This window comes from Priestia sp. JNUCC 25 (assembly GCF_053667915.1).
Genome location: NZ_CM132211.1, coordinates 1,776,566 through 1,797,215 on the forward strand (window position 1 = coordinate 1,776,566; position 20,650 = coordinate 1,797,215).

Consider the following 20,650-nt stretch of genomic DNA (forward strand, 5'->3'; position numbering starts at 1 on the left):
GAGTAAATGTGACTATCAGCATTGTTAAATATATAATTTTGAGGTGAGTAAAATGAATGCGATTTCAAAAAGAGAGCAAAACACCAAAGGTCTTCCATCAGCTATGATTTGGGGCTATATCGCAACTCTAATTTTTATGGTAGGAGATGGTCTAGAACATGGTTGGCTTTCACCGTATCTTATTGAACATGGCTTAACCGTTCAACAATCTTCTACTCTCTTTGCAGCATACGGAGCTATATTAGCAATCGCCTCCTACTTTTCGGGTGTCCTTACAGAAGCATGGGGACCAAGAAAGGTTATGATAGCAGGCTTGGTTATCTGGTTAGTAGGTCAAATTCTTTTTATTGAATATGGTCTAAAACCGCATAATTATGCAGTTATGTTACCAACTTATGCTATTCGAGGATTTGGTTATCCTTTATTTTGCTATTCGTTTTTAGTTTGGGTTACGTATCGCAGTCCTGACCGTATTTTAGCTACAGCAATAGGGCTATTTTGGGCAGCATGGAGTGGGGGTCTTTATGTTGTTGGAAGTTATTTTCCAGCTTATATGATTCCGAAAATCGGATATATCGGATTAATGTGGAGTGCGGTCGTATGGGTGTTAATCGGTGGATTAATTGGAGTTGTTGTTGTAAAAGGCCAAGTACATGAACGTGAGGGTAACGGCAAGGAAAAATTGAAAAATTTACTCAGTGGACTAACTATTTGTATTGAAAAGCCAAAAATTGCAATAGGAGGAGTTGTTCGTATAATAAACTCCACCGGCGTAGGTGCTCTTCCAATCTTTTTCCCTCTATACTTGTCCTCTGAATATGGATACAGTACAGAAGAATGGTTACAAATATGGGGAACTATGTGGGTGGCCAATATCTCTTTTAACTTAGTCATTCCCTATATCAGTGACAAATGGTTAGGTTGGCGAAAGACAATTATGTGGATTGGCAGTTTCGGTTGCGGTGTAATGACTCTGGTTATGCTTTATACTCCTCAAATGTTCGGGCATAATTTCTGGGCATTAACTGTGGTAGGCATATTTTTTGGAATCGTTCTATGTGGTTATGTACCACTCTCTGCTCTAGTAAGTTCACTAGCACCTGAAAAGAAAGGCTCAGCTATGGCTATTGTAAGTTTTGGGGCTGGAATGTCTTACTTTATTGCACCTGCAATTGTAGGAACATTCATTGGTAGCATGGGTGTACACGGAGTCATGTGGATATTTGCTGGTTTATATTTTGTTAGTGCTATTTTGATGATATTTATGAAATTACCAGGTGAAGAAAAACAAAACAAAAGCAATTATTCACCTGAGAAACAAGTGGGTTGAAAGTAAGGATAATCAATATGGCAGACAGGCTTTTATACTGTTTTAACGAAGTACTAAAGTGAGTAGATATCATATAACAAACATAATAAAAAAGTCCTTGAAATTCAAATAATTTCATGGATTTTTTTATTTTCCTAATGGACAAGTTAACAGGTAAATTCTTTAGAGATGTTAGCAATGCATGAGGTATTTTATACTCCCATTTAAAGAATCTCTGCCTAAAGTGTATGAATCGAATGAGATAATTGCAGAAATAAAGTATCCATCGTATTAAGGTTGTTCATATGCAAAATTAATAAATAACTCTTCTTTCTTAGCCCTTCTGCTCTAATTCTTAGTCAGCGATTTCCTCCACATTTAATACAGCAAATACCTATTTGCTCTTGTAGAGTAAAGCTCATTTTTTTGACGTGTTTCTTCTATTGATGATAAAGAAAGAATAAATAAACTCTAAGATTGTAGCTAAAGCTAGAATAGGCACAGTAACTTTAATTATAATACCAAAAGTACTTGCTGTATCAACTGATAAAAGAAACAATCGAATTGTAACTACATACAAAATTATCGAAGTGACTAAAGAAACTATTGATACCTTTAACGCATTAAAAAAAGTTCTCCATATAACTGACCGTTTTTGGTGTTTATTAACAGAAAATCAGTAGGATATTTAAGTTAATGTAGAGAAGAAATTGTGAATAATTGAAACGAATATGCAGATTTAATCATTCTTCAAATGTCCCTATATTCTTTTTGACTCTTATTATTGATTGACAATCTCTATCTAAGATAAATCGTACTTATTATTGAAGATAAGTCTTATAACAGACATTGTAAATCTAACCAATAATAAGGAAAAAGAGAGAGAATAAAAAGTAGTTGTCCAATTCCATCCATTTTTATATTTAATAAGACGTGTATTTTTTTGTAACCATAGCTCAGCAATAGTCATAGGTATACTGAAATACAGAACTTTTAAAAGGCACTGAATGATGCGGGAATCCTTAGTTAGTTGATTATAAAAGACACACGTAATTGGGAAAAGTATGTAATCAAACAACACGCTTGTTTTAACTTGTTTTGGAAATCGGGTGGGATATTGAACATAGCCTCTTTTTACAACCAGATTATCGACCAATGATGCATAGTAACTTTTTATAAAGAAAACAAGGAGCCATTCCTTTGCAAGTGGTTTTTTTATTAAATATATAAAAGAACTAATACCAAAGAGATAAAGGAATTTTATAAGGTTTATTTCAAATTTTCGACCCAATGTTTAGCACCTCCACAAAGATAGTTTATCTTTGATGTAGGAGGTTATACTAAGGAAATTCCAATTTTAGATCAGTAAACAGTGAATAAGCAAGGTTCTATTTTGATATAAAATTGTTTCCTGGTTATGAACATTTTCACTTAAATTAACGGCTAGCAAATGCTTAATATGTACAATCGCTTTCTCACTTATTTGAAATAGAAACGGTCACCGTGAAAAAGAGCTCAATTTGGGTTCCTTTTTTTCACTAAATTAATTACAGAAAACGACTATACCATTGTACGGAAATGCCTGTATTATAAGCGATGTGAACGAGAAGTACTTAAAAGTAAAATTAATTGTAGGGGTTTGCGATCTATGAGATATCGATTTTATATGAATGGGGATGAGTCGGGGAAATTGAACGGCAGTAAGCCCAATTTTGACATCATTGATGATGTTGTCATGGGCGATGCTTTCTTTGTTGGTGGAGGAATGTACTTAAAGTAATGGGGCAGGTTAGTTGAAGAAGGAATGCTTTCCTTGGCTATGAATAACAGGTGTTGTAAAACTATGCAGAACCCGAAGGAACAAAAGCGGAAGCGTGTAGATGAGAGGCGTGACTCCAGACAAGCTAGCGAGAAGGTTTGCTCTTTAGTCTTCTTGACGGATTGGCTTATACCCGTGCTGGAGCTGGACATTCTATAAAATATAAAAGAATAATCACAGGGACAGCTCTACTTTTTCAAAGAGGAAAGGATCCGTCCCTGTGATTAAAAACTTATTTTCTTTTGAGAAGCCAGTCTTTAAAATCGGTGGCAACTACTCTTTCACCTGTGATTCCCTCTGCAGCAGCTGAGGCTAAAAAAACAATCGGCTCGGCCATAACCCTTGGATCTAATAGCTGGAATTTTGATTCAATCTCTTTTCGAACTTCGTCCGGAATCATCCCGGTAGTAGTGGCACCACCCGGTAAAAGCATATTCACCATAATTCCATATTCCTTTAAATCTTTGGCCATTATATATGAGAGTGATTCAGTGGCTGCCCTCGATGGTCCATAAGGTACAAAACCCTTTCTTTTCATAGTCTCATGATTCATAGAAATATTAATGATTCGCCCATGACCTTGTTCCATCATTAAAGGAGCAAACCCTCGAGCTACTAAAAAATATCCTGTGAGATTGGTATCAATTAAATCTCGAAACCCCTCTGGTGTTACTTTAAAAAATGGCTGAGGCTCGACTAAAAAACGCGGGTTTACTGTCCTCATCCCAATTCCCGCATTATTGACGAGAACATCGAGCTTCCCCCATTCTCTTTTCACCCATTTGATCGCATTATTGACGGATTGTTCTGATCGAACATCCAAAGGAATTCCAACAGCAGGATAACCTTCGCGCTTTAATTTCTCTACTGCTTGATCCAATTTAGTTCCAACTCTAGAAGCTAACGCCACCGTGGCTCCAGCTTGAAGCAAAGCCTCCGCCATGGAAAATCCTAGGCCGCTTGAAGCACCTGTTACGAGGGCATGGATATTTCTTAAGTCTTTTGTATTCATTGGCATTTTTCCTCCGAAATGTTATTAAACTACTGACTGATACAGTATTCTATGTAATCATCACTTTATACGAAATTTCTTTAAAAAGCAAAGCTATGATAAAAGATTAGTGGACTTAAATTGCTAAAGGTTGAAGTGCTTATTGTGCTAAAGAGGCAGTTTAGCTTAAATACATTTCTTCATAAAGTTAAAAAAGAAAATTTTCCTAATTTCTTATTTATAACAGCTTAATGTTGATTCGGGAATATTGAACTTCGCTACCTGCTAATTGAATTCTACTTCATCTGGAGACCTTTAAATTAAAATGTTTCCTTTCTTCTGACAGACTTATTAAATTTCGAAAACAATCAATTCAATCATCTTTTCGTATAGAAAAACTTATTAAGAAACATGCATTAGAAAAAATATAAACCATATATATGAGATATCCCGTTTGAATGTTTGAGGAGGATATTATGAAACCTATGTTACCTAGTGAAAAATATTTCGGTAATTTAGAACTAGTTTATGCATTTTATGGGGCTATGCCTACAGGTGTTACTGTTTCAGAAACCGGTCGTATTTTCATTTGCTTTCCGAAATGGGGAGACGATGTTAAATTTACAGTGGCGGAAATTGTTCAGGATAAATTGCAGTCTTATCCTAATTTACAAACCAATTTGGTTAACTCCGAAAATATCACAATGACTTTCATCAGTGTCCAAAGTGTAGTTGCTGATGGAAGGGGAACGCTTTGGATATTAGATACAGGGGCACCCAATTTTTCTGAACCTATTAAAGGGGGAGCAAAATTAGTCGCTGTTGATTTAGAAACCAATATAATAAGAAAAGTATATACCTTTACAGAAGATGTTGTTCTACCTACAACTTATCTGAATGATGTCCGTTTTGATTTTCGCGTTGGAAAAGCAGGTTATGCCTATATAACAGATTCTTCTTCAAGAGGACCAGGAGCTATTATTGTCGTAGATTTATCAAATGGAAACGCATTTAGACGGTTAAATGGAGTAAAATCAACTTCACCCGATCCCTATTTTTTACCGAAGGTAGAAGGTGAAATTTTGATGAATAGAAACATAGATGGCTCAACTTCCCCATTTAGATTGGCTTCTGATGGAATAGCAATTTCTCCCGATGGCAAAGTTTTATTTTTTTGTCCACTAACCAGTCGTCATCTTTTCTCGATTTCAACAGAAGTTCTAAGAGACCGAACTATACCCGACAAAGATTTAATTTATCATGTGGAGTATTGGGGAGAAAAAGGTGCGTCTGATGGAATGATCACCGATGCAAAGGGAACTGTTTATGCTGGAGATTACGAAAACAACAGTATTCGTAAGATATTGCCAAATGGCATAATGGAAACTATCGCACATGATCCGAAAATTTTGTGGCCGGATACTTTTTCAATTGGCCCGGATCAATATTTGTATGTCATTGTAAACCAATTACATCGGCAGCCTAGATTTCATTATGGAAAAGACTTACGAGAGAAACCTTATAGTTTACTTCGTATCAAAATTGATGAATTTCCTGCTCCAACCTTTTCATAATAAAAATAGTCAATTAATTGTTTTCATTATATAGTGTAAAACAAACACGAGTAAGCAAGAAGTATTAAATTTATTTACTTCTGCCAAATAAAATCAAAATGGTTTAATAGAAACAGTTTATTTGGTTAGTGTTAAACTGTTCCAGGAAATTTTTTATAATATCGGTAAATTCAATGCTGTATTGATATTATTTAAATCCAAACTGATCTGTTCGTTTGTATCCTAAGCATGGTAATCCTTATAAGCTTATTTAATAACATCAATACCGCATACATATCTAGTTAACATGATCATTACCGGAAGAGTATTAGTATAAATCTTTATAAAGTAAATTTTTTGATAAGTATTACCTAATATGTTAATTCTCGTGCAAACATTACTCCTAGCAATAGACCTTTTAGATAAGTAAAATAGACTTTTATCGGGGGATTGAAAATAATAATTTTATGTTATAAAATGAAAGCATTCTACAATAAGGAGGATTATTAAAAATGACTGCTTCAATCAGATTGCGTATCCATACTTTGAACAAGTAATTTAATATGTTCAAAGGCTCTGTTTAATACTTGCAGAGTAAACAGGATCAGTCTGTCCATTTTTAATAATCTTCAACGGACATAGCAATGTGTGACATGAGGAAAGGTGGGTTCATCTATCTTTCTTTTGTTATACCTAACCTAAAAATGCACTCATTTACCTTGAACAATCTACTGTTATGGTTTCTTCGAGGTATTACTGAGTACATGGAGGTTGATACTTGGTTACTTTAAGCTGCAGACAGAGATTTCTGCAGTTTTTTTGTGTTTCTAACTGTTGATTTATACTGATAAATAGCTATTAATTGATAACATTAGTTGTGAGAAGAAGAGCTGTAGAGAATAAAAAGGGCAACGAACAAAGTAAAAAAAATTGAATATTTATGGAAGGATAATTAAGATGAATAAACTAGAAATTAAAGAATTAGCAAAAAGAAAAGGCCTAAATGTAATCGAAAAAACAATGAAATTGAATGAATCAGGCTTAGATTTTCAAGTTGCCCATGCAGAGGATAAGCAGGGACAAAAATGGATTTTACGAATCCCGCGCAGACTAGACTCTATGGCAAAAGCTAATCAAGAAAAGATGGTTTTAGATGCTGTAAATCGATATACAACCATTCAAGCACCCAATTGGGAAATTTCCACCGATGAACTCATTGCTTATAGATTATTAGACGGAGTGCCTGTGGGTACCATTAATCCTAAAATTCAAAATTACGAGTGGGTTTTAGATATAGAAAATATTCCATCCACATATTACGAATCATTCGGACGCATGTTAGCAGAGTTACATCAACTGCCAACAAACGTAGTAAAGAAGGCTGGTATTAAGGTTTATACGGCAACGGAAGCAAGAGAGTTAATGAAAGAAAAAATGCAAAAAGTAAAAGATGAATATGAGGTGCGTAATAATTTGTTGAATCGTTGGGAAGCCTGGGTAGCTAATGATGATATGTGGCCAAACTATACCGGCCTTAGCCATGGTGACATTCATCCGGGGCATATTTTAATTAATCACCAATCAGAGGTCACTGGCTTAATAGATTGGACCGAAGTAGCCGTTACAGATGTATCTCGTGATTTTCTTGCTCACTATTTATTTACTGGAGAAGGTGGATTGGAAAAAGCTATTACTGCATATGAGAAAGCAGGGGGAAAAGCGTGGCCACTTATGAAAGAGCATATCGTAGAGTTAGCAACAACACAGGCAATTACTGTTGCTGAGTTTGCTAAAAGCTCTGGGATGCAAGAGTATAAAGATATGGCCCAACAGATGCTTGGTCCAATTGAGTAATAAAATAACTTTGATAAAAACTTATATAATGAGCAAACTACTTAAGAAGTCTTTTAGGACTCCACTTACAACCTAATTTATTTATCAGTAGAAAAAGCCATCTTCCCCAAAGGTAGCTTTTTCGCCTTTTAGTTACCATAATGGATTCTCTAGGAACGAACCATAAAAGAGAACCCTTTAGTCAATCTCAGAATTATTATAAGGGCCTTTTAAATTTATAAAAATCAAGAAAGTGCAAAAAATGGAGGATAGAAGATACTAATTTTATAATCCAAATTATTCTTTTTTAGTAATTAACGAAGTCGTCATTCCACCTATGAAAATTGTCGAACATGAAAAAAGAAACGTTTTAGGTCCTAATAAAGGAAGACCTGCTGTTATGATAAAACCATCTATAATTAAAATAACCATCCCTATGTTTAAAGAAAAAGCTTTTGATATAAGTTGTGCTAGTAAATCTGTTCCTCCTGTGCTTGTCTCATATCGAAGCATAAGACCAATCCCCGTCCCAATACACACTCCTCCAAGAATTACACTAGGAAAAACAGGAAGTTGAAACTGGTCTTTAATAGGTTCTAGCCAATCAATAAATAAAGAAGAAATAACTAAACCATAAAAACTATTATAAAAATAATTTCTTTCATAAACCCAAGCAAACCAGCATAATGGAAAACCCAAAATAATAATCATCACACCTGTAGGAAATTCAAAATAATAGTGAAGGATGAGAGCAATCCCAATTGTTCCCCCATCTAACAAATAATGAGGAACTAAAAATCCATTAATTCCTATACTTAACAATAAGCTTCCGACTAGAACAACCAGTATTTTCTGAATAATAATCACCTTTTCAGTCAATTTATCTCTTACTATATGTATAAGCTTTAGCTAGCTGTCATGAATGTTTTTATCGGAAAAGCGCTTTTTAATTTTATAGATCAGGGAAGTTATAAAAAATACGGATTCAGAGCTGAAAGTATTCTGACTACACTATATGTTTTCATTCTTTATCAGGCAACTTGCCTAAATTGAATACTTTTTTATCATTTGAGCAAACTACTCAAGATGTCTGAACGGCGTCTTCCACTGCAACCTTGTAAGAAAGAAAGCTGCCCTCCCTGGCAGCTTTCTTTCTTATCGATTATCTAGGAATAAAATTCATTAGTGTAACTACACTATTCATGATGATTAAAGTCATCAATAAAAACATAGTTTGCACTAGAAAAAACTACTGCTGTCCCAGTAGTTTTTTCTATTTTTAGGTAGTTTGTTTTTTAAAGGTCAAAAAGTCATAGCACTTTAAAAACAGGCATATGATTTATAAAGACCTCAACGTGCTTATAAATTGAATTAGTAGATAACCCTTGAATGTATTGATTCAAATGAAAGGGTGTATATATGAAAAAGTTACTATTTATCGTGGTATCTCTCTTAACTATGATTGCTTTGTTTGCATGTAATAAGGATTCTGAACATAAGCAGATGAAACACGACATGGCAAACATGGACCATAACGATTCTTCAAAAGAAAAACAACAAGTTGCAGTACAAACCGATTGGAAGTTCAAACATTATCTTCAGGCTAATACAACCAACAGTTAACAATCACAATCAAAGATAATAAAGGGAAGCCTATTTCCGAATTTGAGGTAAATCACGAAAAGAAAATGCATCTGATTGTTGCAAGCAAAGACTTGTCAAAATATCAACACATCCATCCTACTTATAAGGGAAAAGGTGTGTTCACAGTACCTGTTACGTTTACTCAGGGAGGATCATTTCAGTTAATTGCTGACTTTGTACCGAAAGGACAATCGGATACAGTTCAAATGCATACGGTTTCTGTTAAGGGAAATACACCAGCTCCTGTTAGCCTTACACCTGATAAGAAATTAGTAAAAGCTGTTAATGGGAATCAAGTGTCTCTTAAAATAGATAGCCAGCTAAAAGCGAATCAGGAAACTATGCTAAATTTTCATTTTGAAGACGCTCAAACCAAACAGCCTATTCAGGATTTACAACCATACCTTGGAGCTGTAGGACACGTTGTCATTCTAAATCAAGACGCAACAAAATATCTGCACGTACACCCGATGGATGAAAGGGTAAAAGGATCTAATGCTATGTTCCATACAACCTTCCCTTCACCTGGCATCTATAAAATTTGGGGAGAGTTTCAGCGCAGTAAAAAAGTCTTTATAGTTCCATTCGTAGTGGAAGTTAGTAAATAACTAAAAAAGAATCTATCTCTGTGAGTTATTCGTCAATCATTCTTTCTGTATAAACTACTTCAGATAAATTAGATCACCCAAAATACATTTATATTACAGCAAGGAATTACTGTTGAGGGACAGTAGTTCCTTCTATTTTTTGACTCTATAACCTATGAATGTTCAGTTAACATAATACCTCTTTACGGTACACAACCTAAAAAGGAACCCTTATGGGAGTAAGGGTTCTAACAGAGTCATTTTTATAGAATATGCAAATTTTTATACATTCTTTATGTATCAATGTTTCTCTCTAGGCTAAATGGTAATGGGATGCATAAAAATCTTGTTTTATATACACTTATAAAAATTAAAATGAAAATAATCCATTAAATATTGAAGATACGGATTGAGTAAACATGAACAAAGACTGAAAGAACAAATCAAATTTACCTATTTTAAAATAAATCCTTACGCAATTCTCGTGTTCGAACCCCATCTTCAATTTTTTCTGCGATGTCCATTAACCTTTCAATGTCGGAAAAGGAATACATTCGGGTACCTGAAGAGTTTCGTTTCGGGAAAATAAGCTCTCGCTCTTCATAATAACGAACTTGCCTTTCTGATAAACCTGTCATTTCAGTAACGATTTTTATAGTCATAACTTTCTCATCTAAATATGGATGATTTTTAGTCAAGAATATCCTCTCCTATTTCCATGCTTTATCAGTATATATGTTATTAACTTTTGGATTGTATATAGAAATGAAGTTTATTAAATATAGCACGTTATAAATACTTCTTGATGAAAGGCGTTTGTAGTTCTTGAGAGTGACATTAGGTTAACTAATTTCAAAAAGCAAGTGTTTCAAAATCAATAATAAGAAGAAAATAAGAGCTTCTAAATTGCTCAAATTTATGTCGAACCATTTATTATATGTAAAACCAAAGTTCATTCCCTCAGAGAGCGTTTCTCTGTATATTTGAAATATATTTTAATTTGATTACTAATGAAATATGTGGATACGGTGCAACCTATATCATTCTAGTCATTTTCATTCCGATAAATAAAAAGACTTGCTTTAGATAGAAAGCAAGTTGAAAGAAGGATAATCACTTTGGTAATTCCATTATAATCCAATGATTATATTGAATCATTAAAATATGGTTAAAAATAAATTAAAAGTAAATTAATTCATAAAAAAGTATTAATTAACCTTTTATTTGAGTTTCGTTAAAGCAATTTTATTAATTCCAATAAATTTTTTAACTTTATTCCTTTAGTGTTTGAATAAAGTATAGAATTAGGAGTCCGAAAAAGTATACTTTTTCGGATGGGATAGCTGTTTTTTAAGTCATTTTTTCACAATCCCAAAAAGTGTACTTTTTGAGACTATCTATATTGGGCAACCTTAACCATAAATTAACTATACATAGTTAAGGGGATTTTGGTGCATAAGTGTTGAAATGTTGTACTGATAAGCTACCAGAAGAAGATATTCTTTATTTCGCGGGTCATTGTCCACTCGTTGCAATTCTGAGCGTTTCTCATAATACTGTTTTTTGTGAAGGAATGGAAAAAAGCAATTATTTGCTATGAATATCTCTATGTGTTACACTATACTTAACTTATTTTTGTTCGGTATAAGATTGAGAGAAGAAAAAACCTTAAACAGAAGTTTTTATCTTGAAATAGTATGATTGAGCAAGAGAGGTAATACATTTGTGGAGTATTCCACAGCAGGAGGCAATATTATGACACAAGGTACAGTAAAATGGTTTAATGCAGACAAAGGTTTCGGTTTCATTGAAATCGAAGGCGGAGACGATGTATTCGTTCATTTCAGTGCTATTCAAGGTGAAGGTTTCAAATCATTAGAAGAAGGTCAAAAAGTTACTTTTGATATCGAGCAAGGTCAACGTGGAGCACAAGCTGCTAACGTTCACAAAGCATAATTAAAAGTGATAACCAAAAGGACTCCTTATGAAGGAGTCCTTTTGGTTATGGTCTTATAATTAGAAAACCATGATTTATCTACTATTAGTTCAATAGAAAACCCAGGCTTTAAAAAAAGCCTGGGTTTTAGACAAGACGATCGATACAAGGTATAACTAGTTATAACATACAATAGAAATAGAAAGCAAATGCAAATGAATTAACTATATTTTCAATTAAATTAAATAATTTGGTACAAATTATCTTCGATGGGGATTAAGGGGGATTTTATTAATAAGCCGTTCTCCAGCTTCCATGTGATTTCCACACAAAGGGCATTTTTGGTGGTTGTCGTAAGAGAAATCTTTTCTCATCCAGCCCTTACAATCTTCTACCGTACATTCCCAAACCTCTGTTTGTTCTTGAGCTAAAGGTTCTTGATTTCTTTTGCCGTAATAATACATACTAACATCACTACTCCTCATATTACATTATAGCTTATAAAGGAGTAATAATCATTTATATGAATTGGTGTTTTTTTACCACTTTATTTTCATTGAATAATGCACGGAATTTGTGATATGAGAATTTCTAAACACTTGGTAATAATATTCATATCTTCTTCTTTTGCTTTTTACTTGTAACACTTACTGTAGTAGTACATCCCTAAACTAAGCCTCCAACGTAATGAGGGTTAGTTTAATGGTGGAATCATTTCGCTTATCACCGGTAATCAAGTTGTTATTTATAGGGACTTTCCAGAAGTTTCGTGACTGGTTGGAGACTTTTATTTCGAGTTATTATAAATAACAAAACTCCATTTTACCTCAAATTAAAATATATTGTCAATGAAAAATTTGTAATATTTTCAAAAAATGTTATAATAGTTTTACAATTGTTTTTTCGATCGTATTCCAAATTCCGCTGTGTTTTTTTCAGATAGAATTATGGATACATTTTTTCAATACTTTTTTAAACTAAAAAAACTCAAACAGTTGTGTGAGCTTTAAAGGTAAGTTAGTTGAATAAAATTATTAATTTACTATCTAATAGTAACCGAGTTTTTATTCTACAAGGAGGTCTAGAATAATGAATCTAATCAATAAGAAAGTTACACACAAGCTTTTTGGGATAGGTAGTATAGTTAAATATAATGATTCTAGTATTGAAATACATTTCGCATCGGAAAATAAAAAGTTTGTTTTCCCCGATGTATTTGGAAAGCATCTAAAACTGCATGATAAAAGTGTTGCTCATTCACTCGAAAAAATTATAGAAAAAAAGGAAATGGAACACAACGAGGAAGAACGGAAGAAGGAAGAGGAAAAAAAACTACAACGAAAAAACCAAGAACTTCGCTGGGGACTTGAAAAACTTATGAAAAATCATAAACTTCATTCGGAATCACAAATGGCTTTTTGGTGTGACACAGAAGAACAGAATAGTTCTCTTTTAGAGTGGAAGGTTTTTTCAGGCGTAATAAAAAGCGGTAATAACAAGGGGAAGCCAACCAAACCCATCCGTTTGCACCAAAATAGTGCTGTCTTGTTAACAGCAATAGATTCCAGTATGCCTGAAAAAGACAGACGTATCTTAGGCGTCTATATGGTGAATGAAGGTTTTATCGGTAAGCTTTGTGAAGATGGATATATTCCTGCTCATTCAAAATACAGACTCCAACTTACAGAACAGGAATCGGATCAGATGCCTTTCTGGAAATATTATGTAAATGAAAGGTCATCCCAAAAAATGACATGGAATACAGGCAAATACCGTTATTTTGATAATTTATGGATGGCTCAAATTTTGCTTGATATAGCTGAGTTGAAAAGTGACCCAAAGGAAAGAGAGCTGGCACAACAATTTTTTGAACATTTTTGTAAAATGAATCTGATAACAGCTGAGGAGTTACCAAAGCCTAATGGCGCATTGATGCGTATGTAAATGTTAGCCCAAAGATAATAGGAATGACTAGGGACTGACACATTTTTTACACCCATCATTAATAGCGAACATTCCTTGGCTCTGTTCGCTAATAAAAAGGCAAGAGCAGAACGTAGGAGAGGTAGAAAAGTGACAGTAGGTCATAAAAAAATCTATATAAAATAATCCTTTACTATTTTATAACTATATACTTTTTGAGCCCATATACCAGAATGAGGAAAATCTATACGGGGTGATGTAAGCTTTTCTCAGCTCTATTATAAGAATAATACGATAATCTTATTATTCTTAATAGGAGAGAAGATGAAGGATATAAGCGTGAAAATATTTAGTAATGGAAAAACAGTAACTATAAGAGTATCGAATGAATTAGTAACAATCTTAAAAAGTCATTATGTAAAAAACATAAAAAGATACTCTTATACGGTTACTAAATATTCAAGTGTTTTTTTCTTTGAAGAAGAATTAATGAAACAAAAATAATAAGTAGATAATGAGGAGATACACCTATGCTTAAATTTAAAGTTATTTTCGAATTTATAAATGGCAGGACAAAGGAATTAAAATTCGAAGCCACATCAAAGAAAGAAGTCATTAGTCATATAACAAAATATGAAAGATTCATTTCGAATGAAAAAGAGCTAGTGCACATCAATTTAAATAACGTGGTACAGTTTATGATTACAGAAGAAAAATAATAATAAAAACTAGGCATCTATTAATTGAGGTGCTTTTTATTTTAATAAATAGACTGATTTAGATTTAAATGACATTTCTGAGAGTAGTAATAAAATTGAGCGGTTAATTAAAGCTCTTCTTAGCTCTTCACTAGATAAAGAGAAAGTTATAGAACAATTAATTGAAATAGAGTTAGAACTTGACCATATTAATTGGCACTATAAAAGCTTACAGGACAAGCAAACGGCAATGTTATTAATATTTACGGCTACCTTCAAAACAAGAATTCTGTAGCCTATTTATAAATAGCTAATGCACCTCACAATATTTATTATGTTAGGTGAAAGTTTATTTAAACTAAGAGATTCAATGAGAAAATATATAGCTTTAGATATACCTATAAACAATGTTAAGAAAGTTATGATAGTTCAATTTAGAGATGAAGTAACTATTTTAATTTTCATGATGACATAGAATCGTTTGATTTAAATGAGAACAAATGGATTGATAGTGAAGAAAAATGGTCTAACTAAAATAGTAACTACATCGTACATGTGGGAAGAAGCCACTAAGATAGCGTGGCTTCTTTTTCATAGTCATAAATAGCATTATATACATGTTAATTAACTAAAAGGTATAAAGGATACAATCTATAATTTACTTTTTATATTTAAATTCAACCCCATTGATGTTTGTTCAGGATGAGTTAATAATTGAATGACAATAGATTGTTGTGAGAGGTAGAAATGATAGGTATGCTATCGTAATAACCCCAAAATATTGTGCAGCCTTTTTTAAATGTAAGATCTATTTCGTCTTCATCTTTTGCTACACTAAGATTTTATTTGTGTTCAGAACCCATTTCTAAGACTTCTTCCTCGAATTTTTGATAGGCATTCTGTACGCCCATCATCACTTTTTTCATTTTAAAGTAACCATTTGAATAGGCATATGTATCACGAATTTCTTCCCACATAAAATGATACATTTTTAAATCTGATGTTCCACAAAAGATGAAATCCGTATAAGTACCGTCTCCAAAGGCATCAGCGTCAAAGAACTTCACTTTAACGTTCTCGCTGTATTTTTCGATTATTGAATATAAATCCTCTGCAAGCTCTCTTCTTTTTTCACGAGGTAATGCTAACCAAGTTGGATAAAATTCTAATAAAATTATAATGCCATGATTTAAGGTGTTTTTTGTCATTGTATTGTCTCCTGTGGTTTCATTATATATAACACTCATTTCTAGTTACCATAATCATGAATGTTCTAATTTTATAAATGATCAGAATGAGGTATAGCTGCATACATTTGTAGTTGTCTTTTTGACACTTAAACTTAATCATTCTAATGGCCATGAAATAATGAAAGGGAATATTGATAAACATAAATAATTACGAATCCTAGCGAAATTAGTAGCCATACATGCAATTTCCTGAAGTGCTTGATGGTATTTCCAATTATTTCATGAAAGATAACAAAAGACAGTGTACCGATTGCTGCACCAGTCGATAAAGCTTGTAGTTTAAGTGAGGAAACTTGTACACTTTCACCAATAAATAAACTGCCTCCTAAGGACAGCGATAGAAGGGCTATAATTAGTAAAAAGAAGGTGTTCGGTATTTTTGCTATAGAGAGGACTGTCATAATTGCCATCCCCTCTGGGACCTGATGTAAAAGGGTAGCTGCGAATACAGAAGCTGATTGGTGCATATCTGTTATTCCAAAGGTAATACCTGTGATGACATTATGAAAAAAGATAGCAACCGTTAATAAGATAAGTGCCTGTAAGGGTGAAATTTCGCTGTTTTGTTTATGCAAAAAGAGATCAATGCATAGCATGATGATATATCCGACTACAATTCCTAATAAAACGCCTCTTAAATCATATAGATGCCAAGTAGACGGAAGGATATCAAAGAACAATAAGCCCAATAAGATTCCACCGCATATAGCATACATAAATTGGATTCTTCCCCTTGCCAGATGGTTTACTAATTTGAGAATTCCTCCTCCTACTAATAAACCCAGTAAAGAACCTAAAGTAAATAAGATATTCATTTCTATATGCATAATTGCTACTTCCTTTCGGCTATATGGTTTTTTACAACTAACCTATTCAAAGGAAAGGCAATCATACCTATGTTTTATAAATGGTTAAAAAAATAAAAGTACATGATATTAACTTAGGAGTAATTTTTAGGTAAATCACTAATAAAAAAGGACATACTAACGTTATCTAAAAAAGAGGTGTTACTATGGAATCTCCTTTTGAAATGATAACCAATGTGGACAAGGTCGAAAATGCTTATTATATAGAAGTGAAACCAGGTGAGTACAATGCAAAGTATTGGAATAAAGAATCGGTCTATTTTGCTGATGAAGCTTTTGCTTATTTCTACACCACGATTTGCAAGTATGTGCCACAGTATCAACCTACCCAAGTGACAGAAATCAAAGCAGAAACATGGCTGAGGATCAGTAATCAGCTGCAAGAACTCGCGTATTTTTTGAGCACTAATCCGCCTATGATTAAACTAAAGAAATGGATTGATTTTAGCAAAGTAGAGGAAACGTACAAACAGTTTGATCATCACAAAAACAAGTACATTAGTGAGTTAATTAACATGATTAACGAATTTACAGTGTGGATAACAAAGGTATGTCAAACACAATCGTACATCACCATTTTGGGCACTTAATGGAAATCGATGTTGCTTATTTTAATCTACAAGCTATGCAGAAAATGAAAGAATTGTTCAAAACGAATATGGCATATTACGCTAAAGGAATAAACTACAATCACAGCGAAAACAACTATAAGGAGATGCAAAGAGTATCTTGCACTTAACAGGCCTTGAAACCTTAGAGGCTTGGAATGAAGAGCAAAAATCCCAAAAACAAATCGTGAGTTAAATCACTAAAAATGCTCTCAGATGAAGCAAGTGATTCTATAAATCAAAAAAAGATACTTTATAAAGTATCTTTTTTTGATTTAAGTTTTTGAAGAATGTAAAATCTAATTGGTATCATTCGGTACTTCAAGAGAAGTAGGTTTGGTGTTCCTTTTGAAAAATGAAAGAATTACCATTACAAGAACGAATGCTACACAAACTATAGAGCTTAACCTATTCGCACTGTCTATGAGAAAGACTATGAAGCTAATAATTAATGTACATGCGGCAAAAAGCGTTAAATAAGGGAAGCCCCAAAGTTTAAAATATGGTTTTTCTTTATATTGAGGACGTAGCTTTAGCTGAGCTAAGCAAATACTAATCCATATAAGAGAAACTGTAAATCCAGGAATAGCTAATAAATAAGAAAAAGCTTTTTCAGGATATAAGTATACGAGGTACGTTCCCAATAATAAAAATAGGACACTGAAAGCTAAACTGTAAACAGGTACGCCTTGTTTATTTACATAGGACAAACTTTTAGGAGCATCTCCGGACTGAGATAAAGAATGAAGCATCCTTGTACAGCCATAAATACCTGAATTGGCTGCTGAAAGGACAGCTGTTAATAAAATAAAGTTCATAACATGAGAAGCCCCTTGAAGCCCGGCTGTTTCAAATACTTGGACAAAAGGGCTAGCATTTGCATCAATTTTATCCCATGGTATCAAGCCACAGATAATAAAAATAGGCAAAGTATAAAACAGAACTACTCTCCACATAACGCCTTTAACTACCCCTGGCAATACCTTTTCAGCATCTTTCGTTTCTGTAATAGTTAAACCAATGAGTTCTGATCCTCCATACGAGAAAATGACTACAAGTAATGTAGAGAAAACGGCTTTCCAGCCATTTGGCATAAAATCACTATAATTATGAAGATAATGAGAAGATGAATTATTGCTTGGCATAATTCCAAATAGTATCGCTATACCTAATAAAATAAAAGCAATAATAACAAAGATTTTAATACCAGCAAACCAAAACTCAATTTCTCCAAAAGACTTTACGCTTGTAGCATTAATTAAAATAAGTACAATTGAACAAATAAGACAAAGAATCCATAAGGGGATAGAAGAAAACCAATATTGCAGAAAACTACCTGCAGCGATGACTTCAATAACGCATACAGTAAGCCACATAAAGCAATAAGTAGCTCCCATTACAAAAGAAAAACGTCTTCCAAAAGCTTTTTGAATTAGATCTTTCATATTGTGGGATGGGTATACAATAGCCATTTCAGCCAAAGCTCCCATTACAATAAGAAGCAATAGTCCAGCAAATAGATACGAAAAGATAACCGAAGGTCCTGCTAATCCAATTGTATCAGCACTCCCTTTGAAAATCCCTGTCCCAATCATTCCTCCAATAGCAATCATTCGAATGTGTCGCGGTAATAATTGCTTTTTTAACGTATTCTTTGATGCAGTATTTTCTTTCATGATGCCCTCCTTTTAACATAAAAAAGTCCCTGCTGAATTATTCAGCAGGGACGAAAATTTCGCGGTACCACCCTATATTGTAAAAACATCTTACCTCTTAATTAGCATAACGGTTTTATCCGTCCTCTCTAAAACACCATTAGAAGAGGAAGCTCTAGGAGTGAATTTCATCTCTAACCTTTGTACTGACTTCCACCAATTATCAGCTCTCTATAACAGGGAGATTAGAATTACTTAAGATCCTATCTTAGCTTTTGTTTATTAAATTAAAGTGTATGTAATGTATATCATATTAGTTAGTTTGAAATTAAATGTCAATATGTTTTTTATCTACTTACAGCTATAAGAAGAGTTATTAGATTTTACATAAAGATAACAATTATCACTATTTAGTAGTTAATCATTCCTTTTCCAATCATTTGTACTGTGATTGAATTGTACGCTTTTCTATAATAGAAAACCTACTGTGCAAACAAGAGTACAGTAGGTTTTCAAATCAGAATAAAAATGGTGAGAATATATCTCAGTATTGTATTTTATCCTAAAGAATATAACAAGGCAAGAGTTATTATCCTTTTAGGAACTTTTCTTTTACAACATTTGAATTACAAATATACAAAAACCTTTAATAATAGGAATTTTAAAGTTTTGTTACTTCTTATAATTTATCTTATGTAAACTTGCAAAAGAAATAAGCTCTTTTTTATTTGATATTTTGATTGGAGTTGCAGCCAGAAGACTGAGCAGCCCTCTTCCTTTCTGTCATGTTAATTACACCTGTTCGCTATGTATTTTTATCAAACCATACTTGTATCATACAGTTGGCAAGCACTCATGAATTTTTCACATAGAAAAAAGCACCCTCATCGTTAATGGCATTGGAGAATAAGGGTACTTTATAGGAAGGCACATATTATAATTTAGGAGATACTAAGATTTTTGAATTAATTTAATCATTTATTATATTGTCCATGTAATAAATGATTAAAGGGGAGAAAAATGAACATTACAGTAGTTGAACATGATCCAAATTGGAAGTATGAATATCTAAATGAAGAATACCTAATTTAGGGTGTTTTTTTAAATCAACGTATTTTAAAAAAAACTGTGATTTTATTAAAGCTATAAGCTTGATTATTAACAAACTGTTGAGTCACTTATTTTGTTAGGACATCTAATAAAATTAGGAAACGAAGAAGACTTTACTTCCTTGCCCCGTATACTTTTACCTTATTGTAAAATGTCTCTTTCTTCATGCCTACCTCTGATTTAAAAGAAAAATAGGCGCTATCATAGAGCTTATTATTGCTGTTATACTGTTTAACTTTAGTACGTTTAAAACAAATAAGTGATTGATAGCAAATTAAATCTTACATATCATCTATGTAAAAAGGACAAACAAGTCATCATGTTTGTCCTTTTTGTCATTCTGGTGGTAGGATAAATATTCAATTTCTAATTTTAAAATTGAATATCTCTATGTTAATTATAAAAAAGTCCTCATAAATTGAGGACTTTTCTTAACTATGAAATTAGGAATGGAAATTTTATTTGCATCTACAAAATGTATTATAACACGCATTCGATATAAAAAATGAGCTATTCAAATCCTAAAAAGGGGATTCCGAGCTTTTAATTGGATTTTACAGGAAAAAACATTGTTGGAAAGCCAAAATATAGTTAGTGTTAAATAAAAAAGTAGCAACTTAGAGCAATAGGTGATTAGGTAAGTGCAAGTATATATAAAGAACAATTTTTAATAAAAGCTTTACTTGTAGATATAGAGGTAGGAAGAGAACTTATGATTCAAGTTGTTTTAGAGGAAGGATTCACCAGTGAAAATACCATTGTAATTAGCCAATCCATTGATCAATTGCTAAACCAATTAAAAGAGGCCTCTACGGCTGATTAGTTCTTATTTTTTATAAAAAAAGTATAAGACACCTCGATATTGGCA

Annotated in this window: 19 protein-coding genes, 1 pseudogene and 1 other annotated feature; of the genes and pseudogenes, 12 read left to right on the forward strand and 8 right to left on the reverse strand. The window is 32.9% G+C overall.

From position 1 onward, the window contains the following. Positions 1-52: 52 nt before the first annotated feature. On the forward strand, positions 53-1,330 hold the full coding sequence (locus tag JNUCC25_RS09040) for an MFS transporter (protein ID WP_140456746.1): 1,278 nt from the start codon (positions 53-55) through the stop codon (positions 1,328-1,330). Positions 1,331-2,111: 781 nt separating this feature from the next. Here the strand turns inward: JNUCC25_RS09040 and JNUCC25_RS09045 are convergent. After that, positions 2,112-2,600 (reverse strand): CBO0543 family protein, encoded by a 489-nt coding sequence (locus JNUCC25_RS09045; protein ID WP_064471548.1) that lies wholly within the window; start codon positions 2,598-2,600, stop codon positions 2,112-2,114. A 357-nt stretch (positions 2,601-2,957) separates the two neighbouring features. Here JNUCC25_RS09045 and JNUCC25_RS09050 point away from each other — a divergent pair, with 357 nt between their 5' ends. Next, positions 2,958-3,089: a hypothetical protein gene (locus tag JNUCC25_RS09050; RefSeq protein WP_255256000.1), complete on the forward strand. Its 132-nt coding sequence runs from the start codon at positions 2,958-2,960 to the stop codon at positions 3,087-3,089. 271 nt (positions 3,090-3,360) lie between these two features. Here the strand turns inward: JNUCC25_RS09050 and JNUCC25_RS09055 are convergent, their stop codons facing one another. Further along, complete coding sequence (locus JNUCC25_RS09055) at positions 3,361-4,146, reverse strand: SDR family NAD(P)-dependent oxidoreductase (RefSeq protein WP_454223138.1); 786 nt, start codon at positions 4,144-4,146, stop codon at positions 3,361-3,363. A gap of 449 nt (positions 4,147-4,595) precedes the next feature. Between JNUCC25_RS09055 and JNUCC25_RS09060 the strand changes: the two genes are divergently transcribed. After that, positions 4,596-5,693, forward strand: coding sequence for an L-dopachrome tautomerase-related protein (locus JNUCC25_RS09060; RefSeq protein ID WP_454223140.1), 1,098 nt, complete (start codon positions 4,596-4,598; stop codon positions 5,691-5,693). Positions 5,694-6,629: 936 nt separating this feature from the next. Further along, a complete protein-coding gene (locus JNUCC25_RS09065; protein ID WP_454223141.1) occupies positions 6,630-7,526 on the forward strand; it encodes a macrolide 2'-phosphotransferase in 897 nt (298 codons plus the stop codon). A gap of 276 nt (positions 7,527-7,802) precedes the next feature. Here the strand turns inward: JNUCC25_RS09065 and JNUCC25_RS09070 are convergent, their stop codons facing one another. After that, positions 7,803-8,384, reverse strand: a complete 582-nt coding sequence (locus tag JNUCC25_RS09070; RefSeq protein ID WP_029324486.1) for a YitT family protein — start codon at positions 8,382-8,384, stop codon at positions 7,803-7,805. A 540-nt stretch (positions 8,385-8,924) separates the two neighbouring features. Between JNUCC25_RS09070 and JNUCC25_RS09075 the strand changes: the two genes are divergently transcribed. After that, positions 8,925-9,128 (forward strand): hypothetical protein, encoded by a 204-nt coding sequence (locus JNUCC25_RS09075; protein WP_035439302.1) that lies wholly within the window; start codon positions 8,925-8,927, stop codon positions 9,126-9,128. A 137-nt stretch (positions 9,129-9,265) separates the two neighbouring features. Continuing rightward, the gene (locus JNUCC25_RS09080; RefSeq protein ID WP_151874524.1) at positions 9,266-9,757 is read left to right on the forward strand and encodes a hypothetical protein; all 492 of its coding nucleotides are present in this window, start codon (positions 9,266-9,268) and stop codon (positions 9,755-9,757) included. Positions 9,758-10,200: 443 nt separating this feature from the next. On the opposite strand, the pseudogene JNUCC25_RS09085 reads toward JNUCC25_RS09080, so the two are convergent. Next, positions 10,201-10,398: pseudogene (locus JNUCC25_RS09085) on the reverse strand (MerR family transcriptional regulator); the annotation flags it as partial. A 1,093-nt stretch (positions 10,399-11,491) separates the two neighbouring features. Between JNUCC25_RS09085 and JNUCC25_RS09090 the strand changes: the two are divergent. Continuing rightward, complete coding sequence (locus JNUCC25_RS09090) at positions 11,492-11,692, forward strand: cold-shock protein (protein WP_013056497.1); 201 nt, start codon at positions 11,492-11,494, stop codon at positions 11,690-11,692. A 240-nt stretch (positions 11,693-11,932) separates the two neighbouring features. On the opposite strand, the gene JNUCC25_RS09095 is transcribed toward JNUCC25_RS09090, so the two are convergent. Then, on the reverse strand, positions 11,933-12,136 hold the full coding sequence (locus JNUCC25_RS09095) for a cold-shock protein (RefSeq protein WP_016763693.1): 204 nt from the start codon (positions 12,134-12,136) through the stop codon (positions 11,933-11,935). A 625-nt stretch (positions 12,137-12,761) separates the two neighbouring features. Between JNUCC25_RS09095 and JNUCC25_RS09100 the strand changes: the two genes are divergently transcribed. The 3 genes from JNUCC25_RS09100 to JNUCC25_RS09110 all read left to right on the forward strand — a co-directional run bounded on the left by JNUCC25_RS09100 (position 12,762) and on the right by JNUCC25_RS09110 (position 14,314). Continuing rightward, positions 12,762-13,616, forward strand: a complete 855-nt coding sequence (locus JNUCC25_RS09100; RefSeq protein ID WP_454223144.1) for a malate synthase — start codon at positions 12,762-12,764, stop codon at positions 13,614-13,616. A gap of 303 nt (positions 13,617-13,919) precedes the next feature. Continuing rightward, on the forward strand, positions 13,920-14,099 hold the full coding sequence (locus JNUCC25_RS09105) for a hypothetical protein (RefSeq protein ID WP_013056500.1): 180 nt from the start codon (positions 13,920-13,922) through the stop codon (positions 14,097-14,099). Positions 14,100-14,125: 26 nt separating this feature from the next. Continuing rightward, complete coding sequence (locus tag JNUCC25_RS09110) at positions 14,126-14,314, forward strand: hypothetical protein (RefSeq protein WP_013056501.1); 189 nt, start codon at positions 14,126-14,128, stop codon at positions 14,312-14,314. Between the two features lie 821 nt (positions 14,315-15,135). Here the strand turns inward: JNUCC25_RS09110 and JNUCC25_RS09115 are convergent. Continuing rightward, positions 15,136-15,501 (reverse strand): darcynin family protein, encoded by a 366-nt coding sequence (locus JNUCC25_RS09115; RefSeq protein ID WP_029324491.1) that lies wholly within the window; start codon positions 15,499-15,501, stop codon positions 15,136-15,138. A gap of 143 nt (positions 15,502-15,644) precedes the next feature. After that, positions 15,645-16,370 carry a ZIP family metal transporter gene (locus JNUCC25_RS09120; RefSeq protein ID WP_013056505.1) on the reverse strand — a complete coding sequence of 242 codons (726 nt, stop codon included), beginning with the start codon at positions 16,368-16,370 and terminating at the stop codon, positions 15,645-15,647. 185 nt (positions 16,371-16,555) lie between these two features. Between JNUCC25_RS09120 and JNUCC25_RS09125 the strand changes: the two genes are divergently transcribed. Continuing rightward, entirely contained in the window at positions 16,556-16,999 is a 444-nt protein-coding gene (locus tag JNUCC25_RS09125; protein WP_029324493.1) for a hypothetical protein, read from the forward strand. Positions 17,000-17,316: 317 nt separating this feature from the next. Here JNUCC25_RS09125 and JNUCC25_RS09130 read toward each other — a convergent pair whose 3' ends face one another. Next, the gene (locus tag JNUCC25_RS09130) at positions 17,317-18,693 is read right to left on the reverse strand and encodes an amino acid permease (RefSeq protein WP_064471554.1); all 1,377 of its coding nucleotides are present in this window, start codon (positions 18,691-18,693) and stop codon (positions 17,317-17,319) included. 43 nt (positions 18,694-18,736) lie between these two features. Continuing rightward, positions 18,737-18,951, reverse strand: a binding site (T-box leader). A gap of 1,522 nt (positions 18,952-20,473) precedes the next feature. Between JNUCC25_RS09130 and JNUCC25_RS09135 the strand changes: the two genes are divergently transcribed. After that, entirely contained in the window at positions 20,474-20,605 is a 132-nt protein-coding gene (locus tag JNUCC25_RS09135; RefSeq protein WP_307872060.1) for an aspartyl-phosphate phosphatase Spo0E family protein, read from the forward strand. Positions 20,606-20,650 lie beyond the last annotated feature (45 nt).

What these genes read in the sequence shown, in the direction of transcription:
- JNUCC25_RS09090 (WP_013056497.1), top strand. Translation starts at nt 11,492, where the DNA reads ATGACACAAGGTACAGTAAAATGGTTTAATGCAGACAAAGGTTTCGGT.
- JNUCC25_RS09050 (WP_255256000.1), top strand. Translation starts at nt 2,958, where the DNA reads ATGAGATATCGATTTTATATGAATGGGGATGAGTCGGGGAAATTGAAC.
- JNUCC25_RS09130 (WP_064471554.1), bottom strand. Translation starts at nt 18,693, where the DNA reads ATGAAAGAAAATACTGCATCAAAGAATACGTTAAAAAAGCAATTATTA.
- JNUCC25_RS09105 (WP_013056500.1), top strand. Translation starts at nt 13,920, where the DNA reads ATGAAGGATATAAGCGTGAAAATATTTAGTAATGGAAAAACAGTAACT.
- JNUCC25_RS09060 (WP_454223140.1), top strand. Translation starts at nt 4,596, where the DNA reads ATGAAACCTATGTTACCTAGTGAAAAATATTTCGGTAATTTAGAACTA.
- JNUCC25_RS09040 (WP_140456746.1), top strand. Translation starts at nt 53, where the DNA reads ATGAATGCGATTTCAAAAAGAGAGCAAAACACCAAAGGTCTTCCATCA.
- JNUCC25_RS09065 (WP_454223141.1), top strand. Translation starts at nt 6,630, where the DNA reads ATGAATAAACTAGAAATTAAAGAATTAGCAAAAAGAAAAGGCCTAAAT.
- JNUCC25_RS09075 (WP_035439302.1), top strand. Translation starts at nt 8,925, where the DNA reads ATGAAAAAGTTACTATTTATCGTGGTATCTCTCTTAACTATGATTGCT.
- JNUCC25_RS09115 (WP_029324491.1), bottom strand. Translation starts at nt 15,501, where the DNA reads ATGACAAAAAACACCTTAAATCATGGCATTATAATTTTATTAGAATTT.
- JNUCC25_RS09095 (WP_016763693.1), bottom strand. Translation starts at nt 12,136, where the DNA reads ATGTATTATTACGGCAAAAGAAATCAAGAACCTTTAGCTCAAGAACAA.
- JNUCC25_RS09125 (WP_029324493.1), top strand. Translation starts at nt 16,556, where the DNA reads ATGGAATCTCCTTTTGAAATGATAACCAATGTGGACAAGGTCGAAAAT.
- JNUCC25_RS09110 (WP_013056501.1), top strand. Translation starts at nt 14,126, where the DNA reads ATGCTTAAATTTAAAGTTATTTTCGAATTTATAAATGGCAGGACAAAG.
- JNUCC25_RS09055 (WP_454223138.1), bottom strand. Translation starts at nt 4,146, where the DNA reads ATGCCAATGAATACAAAAGACTTAAGAAATATCCATGCCCTCGTAACA.
- JNUCC25_RS09120 (WP_013056505.1), bottom strand. Translation starts at nt 16,370, where the DNA reads ATGCATATAGAAATGAATATCTTATTTACTTTAGGTTCTTTACTGGGT.
- JNUCC25_RS09100 (WP_454223144.1), top strand. Translation starts at nt 12,762, where the DNA reads ATGAATCTAATCAATAAGAAAGTTACACACAAGCTTTTTGGGATAGGT.